Origin of the sequence: Ochrobactrum sp. BTU1, assembly GCA_018798825.1 — a bacterium.
In the GTDB taxonomy this organism is placed as follows: Bacteria; Pseudomonadota; Alphaproteobacteria; order Rhizobiales; family Rhizobiaceae; genus Brucella.
This window is the reverse complement of sequence record CP076354.1, coordinates 2,329,859-2,345,040: the sequence shown is the minus strand read 5'-3', so window position 1 is coordinate 2,345,040 and position 15,182 is coordinate 2,329,859. Positions and strand designations below refer to the sequence as shown.

Sequence of the window (15,182 nt, the reverse complement as noted above, 5' to 3'; positions counted from 1 at the left end):
GCTGCGCAGTATTGCTGGAAATGTAATCAATCAGGCTGATAGTGCTGCCTTCAATGCCTTGGTAAGATCGGTCTTCTCCCAGGAGAAGGAACCATCACGACCAGCCTTGCGACCAAAATGGCCGTAAGAAGAGGTCTTGGCATAGATAGGCTTGTTGAGATCTAGATGCTTGCGGATGCCAGTTGGCGACAGGTCCATGACCTTGCGCAGCGCTTCCTCAACCGCCGATTCGTCAACCTTGCCGGTACCGTGCAGGTCAACATAGACCGAAAGCGGCTGGGCAACGCCAATGGCATAGGAAAGCTGGATCGTGCAACGGTCTGCGAGATTGGCCGCAACTACGTTCTTGGCAAGATAACGCGCAGCATAAGCAGCCGAACGGTCAACCTTGGTCGTGTCTTTGCCGGAGAATGCACCGCCGCCGTGCGGTGCTGCGCCGCCATAAGTGTCGACGATGATCTTGCGGCCGGTCAAACCGGCGTCACCATCCGGGCCGCCAATGACAAATTTACCGGTTGGATTGATGTACCAGTTGCAGTTTGCCGCAATCGGCAGATCGCCAAGCGCTTCGCGAATGTAAGGCTCGACAACCGAACGCACCTTCTTCGAATCCCAGCTGGCCTCGAGATGCTGCGTCGAAAGAACGATCTGCGTGACTTCAGCGGCCTTACCGTTCTCGTAACGAACCGTCACCTGGCTCTTGGCGTCAGGGCCGAGCTTGCCTGGATCGCCTTCACCTTTGTGGCGGGCTTCGGCAAGCTTTTCGAGAATCTTGTGCGAATAGTAGATCGGTGCCGGCATGAGATCTGGGGTTTCACGGCAGGCATAGCCGAACATGATGCCCTGATCGCCTGCACCTTCTTCGCCCTGACGATCAGATGCGTTGTCCACACCCTGCGCGATGTCGGCAGATTGTGGATGCAGAAGCACATCGATTTTCACCGTACGCCAGTTAAAGCCGTCCTGCTCATAACCGATTTCACGGATCGCCTTGCGCGCTGCCGAGCGGAAACGAGAAGGATTAATCAGTGGATGCCCCGCCGCGTCGTGCGCGATGGTGCCGTCCTTATTCTTCTTCAGGAAAGTGTCAGGCACGCGTACTTCGCCAGCGATGACCACGCGATTGGTGGTGGCAAGCGTTTCACATGCAACGCGAACAGACCAAGGATCGACGCCGGTGCGGCGCGCCTCCTTGTAAATCATGTCTACGATTTCATCGGAAATACGGTCGCAAACCTTGTCTGGATGACCTTCAGACACGGATTCGCTGGTGAAGAGATAAGAACTGCGCGACACGGGTAACCCCTCTTGAAAATCCAACGGAACGAATGTCCGCCATGGAAACACAGTAGCGCCCGGAACTGTTTCATTACGTTCCGGGCACATCAATGTGTTAGCGAAGTTGGGATTGGACCGTCAATGCATATTCTTGTTGCAACACCGCGATGCCGGAAAAAATCCTCCCGGCATACGCTTTTGTGAACAAATTACGCCTTATTCGCCTTCTGCAGCGAGAGACTTCACAAGATCAATGATTTTACGACGTACTTTAGGATCCGAAATCTTGGTAAATGCGCGCGTTAGCTGCACACCTTCGTTCGAATTGAGAAAATCAACGACGTAAGTCGCTTCATTGTCCTCAGCAAAACCACCGGGCGTTGTCGCACTGGAACCAGGCGCGTCTTCAAAAAAGAAAGAAACAGGAACGGTAAGGATAGAAGAAATAGCTTGAAGTCTGCTTGCACCGACGCGATTGGTGCCTTTTTCGTATTTCTGGATCTGCTGGAAAGTGATGCCGAGGCTTTCGCCTAATTTTTCCTGACTGAGACCCAGCATATTGCGGCGAAGGCGGATGCGGCTGCCAACATGCACGTCGATGGGGTTGGGTTTCTTTTTATTCTCAATCATACAGCTTTCACTCCTCGCAACTGCGAGCTTTCATTCATGTCCTGTTCATCTGAACAGCGATAAAATTCATTGTGGGAGGTAGTCTGACAGGTTTGCGCAAGAAACCGTCACCGCGCGACCATAACAGCTTAACAAAATTGTCGTGTCAATGAAAACGCCTGCCAATTGGCAGCCGCATGCACACGCATACGGCGAGTAAGGTTAACAGGATAGAAAGAGCCTGCTTACCACCGGGTGCATTGCCCCAAAATGGGACACGTTCTTCGGGAAGATAAGCATCTATGACGCCAACGGCGTCGAGTGGAAGTTGCTCTATGATTCGACCATAGGCATCGACGACTGCTGAAATACCATTATTTGCTGCACGCACCAACGGAAGGCCTTGTTCAACCGAACGCACCTGTGCCTGTCGGAAATGCTGGTAAGGTCCCGGCGTGTCACCGTACCAGGCATCATTGGTAACATTGACGATCGCAGTCACCTTGCGTCCAGTATAGGAAAGCTCGTCAGGGAAAATTGCTTCATAACAAATGAGCGGCAGGAAGGTCTGGCCTTCCATTACGTTGATGGCGTGGCGCGCCTTTGCGGCAGTAAAGCCGCCTGGCATCTCCACGATTTCCTGAAGACCTAAACTGCGCAAAATCTGCTCAAATGGCAAATATTCACCAAATGGAACAAGATGCACTTTGTCAGTGTAATCGATGATTTTTCCATCGCCGTTGATCGTCAGGATCGAATTATAATAACGCGGGTCGCGGCGCGGCACGAGTTCTTCGCGCACGGCACCCGTCAGCAAAACCTGATCGTCACCGACCACATCGGCAATACGCGCGAGCGCCTCTGGTGTCGATGACAGAATATAGGGAACCGCAGTTTCCGGCCAGATCACGACATCCGGCCTTGGATTGCCGTTTTTTGGCGCCTGTTCGGTCATCGCAATGAATTTGTCAAAAATTGCGCGACGCTCGTTGTTGTCCCACTTCAGGCTTTGCGAAATGGAAGGCTGCACAATACGGATCGAGAGCGTTGTGCGGTCTGTGTCGAGTGCAGGCGCGTTTGACAAGACCCAGAAGCCGAAGCCGATATGAGCGGCCACAAGCAGCGCTGCCAGCCCCATCCCCGTCTTTGCCAGTTTCCCGCCGCTGAGCAGCGCCGGTGCAGAAAAGACAAGCGCTGCAAGCGCACTCATGCCAACAAGACCGATAATCTCCACCGATTGCATCATCATTGGTGTCGGCATCGCGGCATAGCCCAATGCATTCCACGGAAAACCCGTGAAAACAAAGGTTCGCAACCATTCGGTGAAGCCGAAGCCAAGTGCGACAGCGAAAATACGCCCCATACCATCGGACCAGAACAGCCGAGCGATCATCGCAGCCAGTCCGTAGAAAATGGCAAGAAACGCCGGAAGGCCTAAAACGGCAAGTGGTATGGCCCAGGCAAACTGTCGCGCATCGACCAGAAGGGCCGACCCGATCCACCAGAGACCGGACACGAAATAGCCGAAGCCAAACCACCAGCCGATGAGGCCAACCGGGAAAAAGCGTTTTATCGGGCCTTTGTTCGCGTCGGGAACAGCGCCATCCATCAGCCAGACAAGCAGAGGGAAGGCGAAAAAGCCTGCGATGAAAACATCAAAGGGAGGCTGCGTCAGCGTCGCAATGGCGCCGCTGATAAAAGCAACCAATGCTCGACGCCAGCCGCTTAAAGACGCTATTTTCCCCGCAAGCCCCTTGATCATCAGGCCTCTTTGGACGCTTCCGTTGTTTCTGGCGTGCTATCGGAAACGCCTTCATCCGTCTTGGGTGTGGTTACGGCACGCAACTGCCTGCGACGATCAGCTTCTGAAAGAGGTACAATACGAACCCGCTTCACACGACGCGGGTCAACTTCCAGCACATGGAACTCATATCCCGGAATTGCCTGAACCACTTCACCGCGTACTGGAATGCGCCCGAGAACGGAGAAGATAAGGCCGCCGACAGTGTCGACATCCTCGCCATGCTCGCCCACTTCAAAGGAAGGGCCGATCTTCTGAGTCAGCTCCTCAAGATCAGCACGAGCATCAACAACAAAAACGCCGTCTGCTTCTTCGGCGATCATTATTTCTTCGTCGTCGTGCTCGTCTTCAATATCGCCGACGACCATTTCGACAATATCTTCCAGCGAAGCCAGACCGTCTGTGCCACCATATTCATCGATGACCAGCGCCATCTGGATATGGGTTGCCTGCATACGCGCCATCAGTCCGCTTGCCATCATCGATGGCGGTACGAACAAAACCTTACGCATCAGATTAAGTTCACCAATCGTCTTGGTAAGATCGATCCGGCCCATGTCAAACTTGGCAGCACTTGTCTCTGCAGTCTTGCGCGCGGTCGTTCGGCGGCTCGTCTTCTGACGGGCCTGCTTAGTGATATAATTAAGAACATCTCGGATATGGATCATGCCGCGCGGATCATCCAGCGTTTCGGCATAAACCGGCATACGCGAATGGCCCGAGCTTTCGAACAGTTCGAGCACTTCCCAAAGAGGCGTCGAGATTTCAACGGCCACGACATCCGCACGCGGAATCATCACGTCTTCGACGCGGATTTCACGCAGGCGCAGAATGTTATGAAGCATCGCCTTTTCTTCAGGCGAGAAAGCGGAGTCTTGTTCGCTTTCGGTGCTTGAAAGCGCATCAGCCAAATCTTCACGCAAGGAAGATGACTGACGCGAACGCATGAACGGGAAAATATTTGCCAGCAGGGAACGCTTTTCGCTCGATTGTGAGCGCTGCGTACTTTGCCCTTCGGCGTCTTGTGTGTCGCTTCGGCTATCGCCAGCGGTCGAGGAATTGTTTTGGTCAGCCATGATCAATCTGTTTCAACGTTTAAATCGGATACAGCATAAGGGTCAGGGATGGCAAGAGCATGAAGGATTTCGCGCTCACGGCGTTCCATCTCCTCGGCCTCCTCTTCCGTCTCGTGATCGTATCCCAAAAGATGCAAAAAGCCATGCACCACGAGATGGGAAAGATGGTTATCGAGTGGTTTGCCCTCTTCGATAGCTTCGCGTTCCACCGTTTCCCGTGCGACGATAATATCGCCAAGCATCGGGCCAGGCTGCTCGCCAGCCTTTACAGGGTAAGCTGGGAAGGACAGCACGTTGGTCGGCTTGTCCTTGTTACGCCACTCGGCATTGATCTTCCGGATTGAAGCATCGTCTGTAAAAACCAGACTGAGTTCGCTCTCTGCAGGCTTCAACCGGAGATTATCCCAGGCCGCCTCAACGGAGCGTTTCACAAGCCCTTCAAGGACTGTTTCATCCGGCCAGTTGCCGGCTTCGATCATAATATCGATTTGGATCGCGTTGTCTGACACTTCTGTCGCGGCTTGCGATGAAACAGCCGCTCTATCCTTCCAGTTGTTAAAAGAGACGTCCGCCTGAAAGCGGACGTAATATTTTTAGATCGTCATTGTCTCACAGGAATGCAAGACTAATCTTCAATCATTCCGACCGTGCGTGCTTTTTTGCATCATTGTCGTAAGCGCCGACAATTGCAGCCACCAGCGGATGGCGCACGACATCTTTCTCGGTAAAGCGCACCTTGACCACAGAATCCACGCCTTCGAGAACTCGAAGCGCCTCAACGAGACCGGATTTCTGGCCGGGCGGAAGATCGATCTGGCTTGGATCGCCATTGACCATCATGCGCGAACCTTCACCAAGACGTGTCAGAAACATCTTCATCTGCATGGATGTCGTGTTCTGCGCTTCATCGAGAATGACGGCCGAATGCGCAAGCGTGCGGCCACGCATGAAGGCAAGCGGAGCGATTTCAATCACGCCAGCTGTAATAGCGCGTTCGACTTTTTCCGCAGGCATCATGTCGTAAAGCGCGTCATAAAGCGGGCGAAGGTAAGGATCGACCTTTTCCTTCATGTCGCCCGGCAGAAAGCCGAGACGCTCGCCTGCTTCAACAGCCGGACGAGAAAGAATGATGCGCTCCACAAGACCGCGCTCCAGCAACATGGCTGCATGGGCGACCGCCAGATAGGTTTTACCCGTACCCGCAGGACCGACACCAAAAACCAGCTCCGAGCGTTCCAAGGCACGCATATAGGCGTCCTGAACCGGGGTGCGGGCAAAGATCGTCTTCTTGCGGGTGGATATCTGCGCCGACGAAAGCTTGCCCTTGTTTTCAAGGGTCGGCAGTGTCAGCTGATCGTCGGCAGCAATCGCCATGCGAAGAGCACCATCAACATCTGACGGTCCAAGTTCATGGCCCTTTTGCAGAGTTTCATAGAGATTATCCAACGCACGCCGTGCCTGTTCGGTGGCGGTGGGTTCTCCACGAATCGAAAGCTGATTGCCCTTTGAACGCACATCGACACCGAGCTTCTGCTCGATACGCGCCAAGTTCTCATCGAACTGGCCGTAAAGCGCACTGGCAAGACGGTTATTGTCGAATGTGAGGACGATATGAGCCATATCGGAGGCCCCAGAAGCTGAGCTTGTAACCGGGGTTATAGTCGGGCTGTTTTGCGTTTGAATGGTTGGCTTGGCAGGCTTTAACTTTTCAGTAGCGCTCAACCGCATCTCCCTAAGGTTCACGCATTGCAATCGCAGTACCGGCAGAATGTTCGGTACGAAACTCGAGACACCGCGACTACTGCCTGAATGACATCATGCGCTTAGACAAGCTTTTGCGCAATAAGACTATTGGTGCCAGTCCCCGTAATTTTTACGCGGATGATTTCACCGACCTGATCTTCATTGTCATCGATGATCGCAGGCAATAGCCATGGCGAACGGCCAACCATCTGACGGTCGAAACGGCCCTTCTTTTCCAGAAGCACATCCATTTCACGGCCAACGAGCGAATCCTGAAACGCATATTGCTGTTCGTTCAACAGCGTCTGAAGACGTTGCAGGCGTTCATCCTTGACTGCTTCTTCCACATGGTCGGGAAGATCCGCCCCGGGTGTGCCGGGACGCGGCGAATATTTGAACGAATAGGCCTGCGCATAATGCACTTCGCGCACCAGACGCATCGTATCTTCAAAATCCTGATCAGTTTCGCCGGGGAAGCCGACGATAAAATCACCCGATAGAGCCATATCCGGGCGCACTTCACGGATACGCTCGACAAGGCGGATATATTCATCAGCCTTGTGACGACGGTTCATCGCCTTGAGAATACGATCCGAACCCGCCTGAACCGGCAGATGCAGGTAAGGCATCAGCTGACGAAGATCGCGATGCGCTGCAATCAGCGTGTCGTCCATGTCACGCGGATGGCTGGTCGTATAACGCAAACGCGCCACACCGGGGATGCGTGCAAGGCGGAACAAAAGCTCACCAAGCCCCCACTCGCGACCATCATCACCCTCGCCATGCCATGCATTGACGTTCTGACCCAAAAGCGTGAGTTCGCGCACGCCGCTATCGGCTAGGCGTTCTGCTTCAGCAACAATCTGCGCAACACTGCGCGAGACTTCCGAACCACGCGTATAGGGCACTACGCAGAACGTACAGAACTTGTCGCAACCTTCCTGAACCGTCAGAAAAGCCGAGACACCACGCTTGCGGGTTTCTTCGCGCTTTGGTGCGGGCAGATGTTCGAACTTGTCTTCGATGGCATATTCGGTTTCGACAACCTTTTCGCCGCCACGCACGCGCGCAAGCGCATTCGGCAAACGATGATAGGTCTGAGGTCCGATCACCAGATCGACATTGGGCGCACGGCGCAGGATTTCCTGACCTTCAGCCTGTGCGACGCAACCGGCAACACCAATGGTCAATTCCTTGCCATTTGGTCCTCGTTTATCAGCCATCTTGCGCAGGCGACCCAGCGCTGAATAAAGCTTTTCCGATGCCTTTTCGCGAATATGGCAGGTGTTGAGCAGAACCAAATCAGCATCATCCGGCGTATCGGTCGTGACATAGCCTTCCTGTGCAAGGCTGTCGGCCATGCGCTGGCTGTCATAGACATTCATCTGGCAACCATAGGTCTTCACAAAGACCTTACGTGTGTTGCTGCCATCTGATGCTTTTTGAATATCGGTCATGTTTTCGCTCATGGCGGCTATCTAGCGTTTTTATCACGGCATTAAAAGGCGACAAACTTACGCTCTTAATCTTCCGCGATCTCGCGACCATGCAACGACGTCTGCAAAAGCGCCCTCACCCGGTTTTCCATGGAGCGGGCAAGCGCTTTGCGATCCGTATCGGCGGTTACCACAATCGGCTCACCGAAGCGCACTTCAACATCGATGGCACCTTCGCGCAGGATGCCCTTGAGATGTGGCATCAACTGAACATCACCCGGCCATGAGGCAATCGGGCGATGATAACGGCCCATCGCCATGCCATGCACACCAGTATAGGCAATTGCTACCGGCTGCACGATCACTTCCGGCACGCTGGCTTCGCGGATTGCTGCATGGGCAGCACCAAAAAGTGCGGTTTTAAATGGCAAGACACGATTGCCATCCGATGTCGTGCCTTCGGGAAACAGCACCATGGCATCGCCATCAGCCAGACGCCTGGCGATGTCGGATGTTTGTTCGCCGGTCTTGCCGCGCCGTTCACGCTCAACGAAGACGGTGCGCTGCAGCACTGCAAAGAATCCAAATACCGGCCAGCTTTTGACTTCGGACTTGGCGATGAATGACACCTGCCCTGTCGCCGAAAGAACGACAATATCGCTCCATGATGTGTGATTGGCGACCAGCAGCAGCGGTCGGCCTTCCGGCATTTCTCCGACAATCGCGATCCGAAAACCAAACAGGCGCGCTACAATGCGATGAAAAAAATTCGGCAGGCGGCGTTTCCATGTGTTTTTCAGTTTCAGAAAAACATACTGCACGGGAATAAGCGACAAGCTCAGCGTCACCATCGCTGCAACAACCAGAACGATGCGGATTGCACCAATCATTGTGGTCTCACCAGATCGCGTCGCAGAATGAAAGCCGACGAGCGGCCATTGGTTGTTTCATAATAAGCAGGGCGATCACCGACCTTGTTGAAACCCATGCGCCGATACAATACGAGTGCCGCGATGTTGTTTTCATCAACCTCCAGAAACAGCGTATCTGCGCGTTCCTGATAGAGATAACGCAGCACCGCATCCATCATCGAGCGTCCGACACCCCGCTTGCGCACCTCATCAGAAACCGCAATCGTTAAAATTTCCGCTTCGCCTGCAACCAGTCGCGCCAGCACAAAGCCACATGCCTTGCCGGGCTTACCCTCGGGCCGCGCAACAAAGCCGAACACCGAATCCTGCGCAATCAGCGAGCGGAAATCGTCCGAGCTCCAGCCATGATGAAAAGCCAGCGCGTGAATACGTTGGATTTCGCCGCTGTCCTGTGCGCCAAGCGGCTCAATTGAAACAGGTCTGCGGCCAAAGCGTCCAAGCACAAAGCTCATCATGACGTTATTCCCCGCCTGCCTTGCGCGGCAGTGCAAAACCCGTCTGCGGCTTCACATCAGGGCCACGCATATAAAGCGGCTTAGGGGCCTCACCCGGCTCGTGCAAGGCTGCGAGCTTTGCATAAGTGCCGATGTGTGCTGTCGGCTCACCGCGCGCAACACTGAAAGAACCTGCTAGAGTTTCATTGAGCGCAGCGGCAGCCGAACCCGACAGAATCGTGTCGGAAGATTGCTGTTGAATAAGCGCCAGCGCTTCCTCACGCGCCAGCACCATCGGGCCAGTTATGGCCACCCCGTCAGCACCAAAGGCCTGCGCATAAATCTCACCACGATGCGCTTCAAGCAAAACCAGAACCGGCTGTCTTGGATGGCTTATTGCAACTTCAGACGCGAGTGCATCAAACGCGCTTACGCCAAGTGCCGGGCGATCAAGTGCGAGTGCAAAACCGCGTGCGGCCGACACACCAATCCTCACGCCGGTAAAGGAACCAGGACCGACATTGACAGCTACACGATCAAGTTCGGTCATAGAAATTCCGGATTGCGTCATTGCCTGCCCAATATAGTCCATCAGGACTTCAGCATGTCCCTTGCCGATATTCTCGCTGATTTCAGCAAGAACTGTATTTGTGCCGGAATCATAGACTGCGGCAGCACACCAGGAAGAGGCGGTATCGAGGGCGAGTATCTTCATGTGCCATCGGGTAAATCAGAAATCGTCCTGCGACAAGCGAAACACATAAAACCGGCTAAATTTGCAGCTGTTTTCAGGAACAAAACTTTGTGCGGAACGTTTTTATGCTGGATGCGGGGCGGATACCATTTACCGTATCCCAAGACCGGCCTTTTATTGAGATCTGGCGAGACCGGTTTTTTTAGAGAAACAAATCTGTTTTTCATCGGTGATATCCCAATCACCGAAAACAAGCCGGATCGCGCAAAGGATATGAGGATAAAATGTCCAAGAAGTCGATGCATGCAACCCGCAACGATCTTCCCTCCAATACAAAGACCACGATGATCGCGCTGCTGAATGAAAATCTGGCCGCGACAATCGACCTTGCCCTCATCACCAAGCAGGCTCACTGGAACCTCAAGGGACCGCAATTTATCGCCGTGCATGAATTGCTCGACACGTTCCGCACTGACCTCGACGAGCATGTCGATACCATCGCCGAACGTGCCGTACAGCTTGGCGGAACCGCCTATGGTACGACACAGGTTGTCGCGAAAGACTCCAAGCTTGAGGCTTATCCGACCGACATTTACGCTGTTCATGATCATCTGGCAGCGCTGATCGAACGCTATGGCGATGTTGCAAATCTCGTACGCCAGTCGATCAAAGATGCAGATGAAGCAGGTGACGACACCACGGCGGATATTTTCACCGCCGCCTCGCGCAGCCTCGACAAGTCGCTGTGGTTCCTAGAAGCCCACGTTCAGGAAAAGAACTGATTTTGGTGTTCTGAGAATACGAATAAGGCCGGGAAATTTCCCGGCCTTATTTTTATCAGTTGGCCCATTCGCCGCCACGCATGACAGGCTCTCTGCTGCCATCTGCATTAACCCCATCGACATCAATCTTGTCGGAACCGATCATCCAGTCAATGTGAATGAGGCTTGAATTACCACCCTGTGCTGCAATCTGTTCAGGTGTAAGCTTTGCACCATCGATAAAGCATTTCGAATAGCACTGGCCGAGCGCGATGTGGCTCGCAGCATTTTCATCAAACAGCGTATTATAGAACAGAAGCCCGCTCTGCGAAATTGGCGAGGAGTGCGGAACCAGCGCCACTTCACCCAGACGACGTGCGCCTTCGTCCGTATCCAGTACCTTGTTGAGTACTTCTTCGCCACGGCTTGCCTTGGCTTCGACAATGCGTCCACCTTCAAAGCGCACGGAAATATTGTCGATCAGTGTGCCCTGATGCGACAGCGGCTTGGTACTCGATACATGCCCCTCGACGCGCAGCGCATGTGGTGTGGTGAATACTTCCTCGGTCGGGATATTCGGGTTGCAGGTTATGCCGTTCTTGGCCGTCGATGCGCCGCCATGCCATTCATGGCCATCGGCAAGACCGACCGTCAGGTCTGTGCCCGGTCCCTTAAAATGCAGCGCGCTGTAGGCTTTGCCGTTGAGGAAACGCGTGCGGGTGCGCAATGCTGCATTGTGCGCGGCCCATGCACCGACCGGATCGTCCACATCAACGCGGGAAGCAGCAAATATAGCATCGGCCAGCTTGCGGGTCGCAACGTCTTCTGCGTCATCTGGGAACATCAGCTTCGCCCATTCCGGGTTCGGGTAGGAAACGATATTCCAGTTGATGTCGAAACCTGCGATTTTTTCGAGCGCTGGCTGATAGGCCTTGGAGTTGGCGCGATTGGCGCGCGAAACCTTTGACGCATCCTGCGAGGACAACAGCATCGGATTATCAGCGGCGATGGCGAGACGTGCTGCGCCATTGGCATAGGCCTTGGCCATGCCTTCATAAAGCCAGCCAGCCGCACGATCAAAGCTCTCATCCGATGCATTTTCATAACGCGCCAGCGCAATTGCATCATCGGAGAAGAATGGCGTTACGACGCCTGCACCAGCCTTATAGGCGTGTTTCGCGATCAAACGCACCAGCGGCAGCGCAACGACAGGTGCGGTGATGACAAGGTCCTGACCTTCGCGCAATTGCAGCCCGACGCGCACAGCGACTTCGGCCAGACGTTCGAGTTTTACCGGATCGATGACGGGAGCGTTATTGTCATGTGCCATATGGCTGCAAGCCTCGTGTTTGAAAGAATCAGCGGCAGTTTAGAGCGCTTTTCAATCTGATTGCACCAGATAAGCGCCCCAATCTCTTTTTGGCGCACATCGTGTCTGAAAACTGCGCCGCACTTTTCAGGATGCGCTGGGCAAGATGACTTAATTTCACCACGCTTTTTCTCGCCACTGCGCTATATTTAGATCGCGGTCGATAGAAACTTTTACTCAATGAGAGCAACGGCTATGAAGAAAAGCGTGCTTATTATCCTTGGTCTGGCGGGCTTGGTTGCAGGCTGTCAAACTATGACACCCGAACAGCGCCGCGCAGCAGACGAACAGACCTGCCGCAGCTATGGTTTCAAACAAAAATCCGATGCGTTTTCCAACTGCCTGTTGCAGCTTGATCTTGACCGCCGTGCGGATCGTCGTGCCTGGCAGAACAAACCTGATTTCTATGATATGCCCATGGTTATCTATCAGCCTGTTTATCGACCCGTACCAGTGCAGGCAAAATAATAAAAAAGCGCCCTTTCGGGCGCTTTTTTGTGCTTAAGTCAGCTTTTAAAGTGGTGATTCCGGTCGTTCCTGCGACAGAAGCATCGCGCCGATTGCATCGACATGCTTCTTATCGGCGGTATAGCCGAGAGATACATTTTCCGCAGCCGGAGCCGTTTCATCGAATGTCGGCTGATAGCTTGCCACCTGTGTCATAACCGGCTTTTCCGCTGGTTTGACAGGCAGAGCAGCCAAACGATCACCACGAGCCTGTGGGCCGACGCCGCCATTCTGCTGGGTTTCTGTCGTCTTCGCTGCTTCAGCCAATGCAACCTGCACTGTTGGCTGTGCCTGCGGAACAGTCGCATCCTGCTGATCGGTTACGTTGTAGAACGGACCTTCAGGCATGGATGGTGCCTGTGGAGTAGAAGCATAGGCCAGATTGTACGGGGTCTGTGGAACCGGATTTTCCAGTTCGCCATCGCGACCACGCTTTTCGTAGAAGGAGTTTCCGCCAGCAACCAGCACGTAATGCATGTTGCGGTAAGGGAACTTCAAGCCAGCCGTGTGGAAGAACATCGAGTTCTTCAGCGATGGATGACGCTTGCCCTTAAGAACAGCATCGGCTGTTGCCTGAACGTCAGGCATAGCCTTTGAATTCATCTTGCGTGTCAGAACGCCGGGCGCAAACTGGTTCTTCTGACCAACAACGCCGCAGATCGTATCCGGATAGCTACCCGAAGCGAGACGGTTCATCACAACCGTACCAACGGCCATCAGACCATCGGGGCTTGAACGGTTGGATTCGAAGAACATCGCACGTTCGAGGCATTCGCGGTCTTTGGCGGTGTATGTGAAAGTCTTGACGCCATTGACTGTCTTGACGTGGCTAGCCGCCGCCGTCTTTTCGGTTTTGGTTTTGGTCGTACCACTGGTCGTCGTGCAACCCGTCACCAAAAATGGCGCAACCAGCAGCCCTAGAATAACGGGCAATTTCCATTTCGAAGCGCGCGTCAACGGCTCAGTCTCATAGTTAGGACCCTTAACTGATCCAACCTGGCCTCCGCCCCGCAAAAGGCGTTTGAAACCTGGCTGTGGTGCCACCGCATAAAACTATGCAGCAGATTTGAACTAACAGAGCAGCCTTTGCACATCCTTCTAAGATGCCCGGCGCTCCAGCCAAATAGAACGAAAATCATAAAATAAACGTTCTGCTGTCACTCATTGCATTCAAGGTTTTAGAATTTTTAGGCCAAAAAAAGGCGAATGGTCAAATTCCAAAAGTCATGACACCTCCAAAACAGAGGCAGATTGAACCCGAATCCAGAGCTTAATTTTCCCCACAAACCCCTTAAATTTATTAACAAATCCTTAACGTGATTTAGCAAATCTTATAAGTTATTGATTTAACGCGATTCAATTTGCTGAAATACAGGCCACATCACTGCCTTATTTCGCCGATGTTTCAAGATTTTACGCAAGCGTCTTTTTAAGCTTTTTCGATGCTGCTTTTGACCTCGATTTCGCCGGCTCTTCAACTTTGTCACGATCATTGTAACATCGTGTGATACTGGCCGTTTTGGCACGTTGTGGATATTGAATTCCGAATCGGAAGGTTGGAACTGAGTCGTAACGTTCTTGCCGAATATGCAAAACGGCCCGTCGCATTTTCAGCAACGAGCCGCTTGTATAGGGTTCTGCAAATCGAGATTTGGTTATCCGAATGAGTATCCAGCACCGCGTACCGTGCGGATAGGATCAAGCGCGCGACCAACATTAATTGCCTTGCGAAGACGTCCGACATGCACGTCGACTGTTCTATCATCGACATAAATGTCTGGCCCCCAGACGCCATCAAGCAACTGGCTGCGCGAGAAGACACGGCCCGGCGACATCATGAAATATTCGAGCAGGCGGAATTCTGTCGGTCCGAGACGGACTTCCTTTTCCTTGCGATAGACGCGATGCTGCTGGCGGTCGAGAACAAGATCGCCGACTTTCAGCACATGCGACAGGACACTCGGATTGGCGCGACGGAGCATGGCTTTGACGCGAGCCAGCAATTCCGGTGTCGAAAAAGGTTTGACGACATAATCATCGGCACCCACGCTCAGGCCACGAACGCGTTCGCTTTCTTCACCGCGTGCGGTCAACATGATGATCGGCAGGCGCTCTGTTTCCGGCCACTGGCGCAGACGGCGGCACAGCTCGATCCCGGAAACACCAGGGAGCATCCAGTCCAGAATAAGAAGATCCGGCACATTTTCACGAAGTGCGATTTCGGCTTCATCGCCGCGCAGCATCGCGTCAACCTGATACCCCTCGGCTTCGAGGTTATAACGCAGGAGTACACTCAGGGCTTCTTCGTCTTCAACCACAGCAATCTTGGGTGCCTGTGACATCCAGTATTTCCTATCCAAAATTTAGAGCGCCTGTGATCCGACTAAATTGGATCATGCTCTAAGCACTTGTTTTTATCGCATATACTTCCCAAAATCGCTTCGCACTTTTTGGGATGCGCTTGAGGCAGCGGAAGATACAAGCCCCCGATCGACCGCGTGCCGTCGCGTTTTTCATATTCATGCAGGCATCTGGACCGCAC

The 15,182-nt window shown here is 53.4% G+C and carries 15 protein-coding genes; 2 read left to right on the top strand and 13 right to left on the bottom strand.

Going from position 1 to position 15,182, the window contains the following annotated elements:
• Positions 1–30: 30 nt before the first annotated feature.
• The 10 genes from metK to tsaB all read right to left on the bottom strand — a co-directional run bounded on the left by metK (position 31) and on the right by tsaB (position 10,024).
• Positions 31–1,296 (bottom strand): methionine adenosyltransferase, encoded by a 1,266-nt coding sequence (gene metK / locus KMS41_11330; GenBank protein ID QWK77648.1) that lies wholly within the window; start codon positions 1,294–1,296, stop codon positions 31–33.
• 198 nt (positions 1,297–1,494) lie between these two features.
• Positions 1,495–1,908 carry a helix-turn-helix domain-containing protein gene (locus KMS41_11325; protein QWK77647.1) on the bottom strand — a complete coding sequence of 138 codons (414 nt, stop codon included), beginning with the start codon at positions 1,906–1,908 and terminating at the stop codon, positions 1,495–1,497.
• A 145-nt stretch (positions 1,909–2,053) separates the two neighbouring features.
• Positions 2,054–3,649 carry an apolipoprotein N-acyltransferase gene (gene lnt, locus KMS41_11320; GenBank protein QWK77646.1) on the bottom strand — a complete coding sequence of 532 codons (1,596 nt, stop codon included), beginning with the start codon at positions 3,647–3,649 and terminating at the stop codon, positions 2,054–2,056.
• Positions 3,649–4,764: a hemolysin family protein gene (locus KMS41_11315; GenBank protein ID QWK77645.1), complete on the bottom strand. Its 1,116-nt coding sequence runs from the start codon at positions 4,762–4,764 to the stop codon at positions 3,649–3,651. The genes lnt and KMS41_11315 overlap by 1 nt, the downstream gene beginning before the upstream one ends.
• A gap of 2 nt (positions 4,765–4,766) precedes the next feature.
• The gene (ybeY, locus tag KMS41_11310) at positions 4,767–5,273 is read right to left on the bottom strand and encodes an rRNA maturation RNase YbeY (GenBank protein ID QWK77644.1); all 507 of its coding nucleotides are present in this window, start codon (positions 5,271–5,273) and stop codon (positions 4,767–4,769) included.
• Between the two features lie 127 nt (positions 5,274–5,400).
• Positions 5,401–6,486: a PhoH family protein gene (locus KMS41_11305; GenBank protein ID QWK77643.1), complete on the bottom strand. Its 1,086-nt coding sequence runs from the start codon at positions 6,484–6,486 to the stop codon at positions 5,401–5,403.
• 101 nt (positions 6,487–6,587) lie between these two features.
• Positions 6,588–7,976: a tRNA (N6-isopentenyl adenosine(37)-C2)-methylthiotransferase MiaB gene (miaB, locus tag KMS41_11300; GenBank protein QWK77642.1), complete on the bottom strand. Its 1,389-nt coding sequence runs from the start codon at positions 7,974–7,976 to the stop codon at positions 6,588–6,590.
• 53 nt (positions 7,977–8,029) lie between these two features.
• Positions 8,030–8,833 carry a 1-acyl-sn-glycerol-3-phosphate acyltransferase gene (locus KMS41_11295; GenBank protein QWK77641.1) on the bottom strand — a complete coding sequence of 268 codons (804 nt, stop codon included), beginning with the start codon at positions 8,831–8,833 and terminating at the stop codon, positions 8,030–8,032.
• Positions 8,830–9,330 carry a ribosomal protein S18-alanine N-acetyltransferase gene (gene rimI / locus KMS41_11290; protein ID QWK77640.1) on the bottom strand — a complete coding sequence of 167 codons (501 nt, stop codon included), beginning with the start codon at positions 9,328–9,330 and terminating at the stop codon, positions 8,830–8,832. Before rimI ends, KMS41_11295 begins: the two co-directional genes overlap by 4 nt.
• Before the next feature lie 4 nt (positions 9,331–9,334).
• The gene (tsaB, locus tag KMS41_11285) at positions 9,335–10,024 is read right to left on the bottom strand and encodes a tRNA (adenosine(37)-N6)-threonylcarbamoyltransferase complex dimerization subunit type 1 TsaB (GenBank protein ID QWK77639.1); all 690 of its coding nucleotides are present in this window, start codon (positions 10,022–10,024) and stop codon (positions 9,335–9,337) included.
• A gap of 263 nt (positions 10,025–10,287) precedes the next feature.
• Between tsaB and dps the strand changes: the two genes are divergently transcribed.
• Entirely contained in the window at positions 10,288–10,785 is a 498-nt protein-coding gene (dps, locus tag KMS41_11280; GenBank protein QWK77638.1) for a DNA starvation/stationary phase protection protein Dps, read from the top strand.
• Between the two features lie 55 nt (positions 10,786–10,840).
• Here dps and KMS41_11275 read toward each other — a convergent pair whose 3' ends face one another.
• Entirely contained in the window at positions 10,841–12,094 is a 1,254-nt protein-coding gene (locus tag KMS41_11275) for an aminopeptidase (GenBank protein ID QWK77637.1), read from the bottom strand.
• 219 nt (positions 12,095–12,313) lie between these two features.
• On the opposite strand from KMS41_11275, the gene KMS41_11270 reads away from it, so the two are divergent.
• On the top strand, positions 12,314–12,601 hold the full coding sequence (locus KMS41_11270) for a hypothetical protein (protein QWK77636.1): 288 nt from the start codon (positions 12,314–12,316) through the stop codon (positions 12,599–12,601).
• 45 nt (positions 12,602–12,646) lie between these two features.
• Here the strand turns inward: KMS41_11270 and KMS41_11265 are convergent, their stop codons facing one another.
• Positions 12,647–13,597: a cell wall hydrolase gene (locus KMS41_11265; protein ID QWK77635.1), complete on the bottom strand. Its 951-nt coding sequence runs from the start codon at positions 13,595–13,597 to the stop codon at positions 12,647–12,649.
• A 698-nt stretch (positions 13,598–14,295) separates the two neighbouring features.
• The gene (gene phoB / locus KMS41_11260; protein QWK77634.1) at positions 14,296–14,982 is read right to left on the bottom strand and encodes a phosphate regulon transcriptional regulator PhoB; all 687 of its coding nucleotides are present in this window, start codon (positions 14,980–14,982) and stop codon (positions 14,296–14,298) included.
• Between the last annotated feature and the right edge of the window lie 200 nt (positions 14,983–15,182).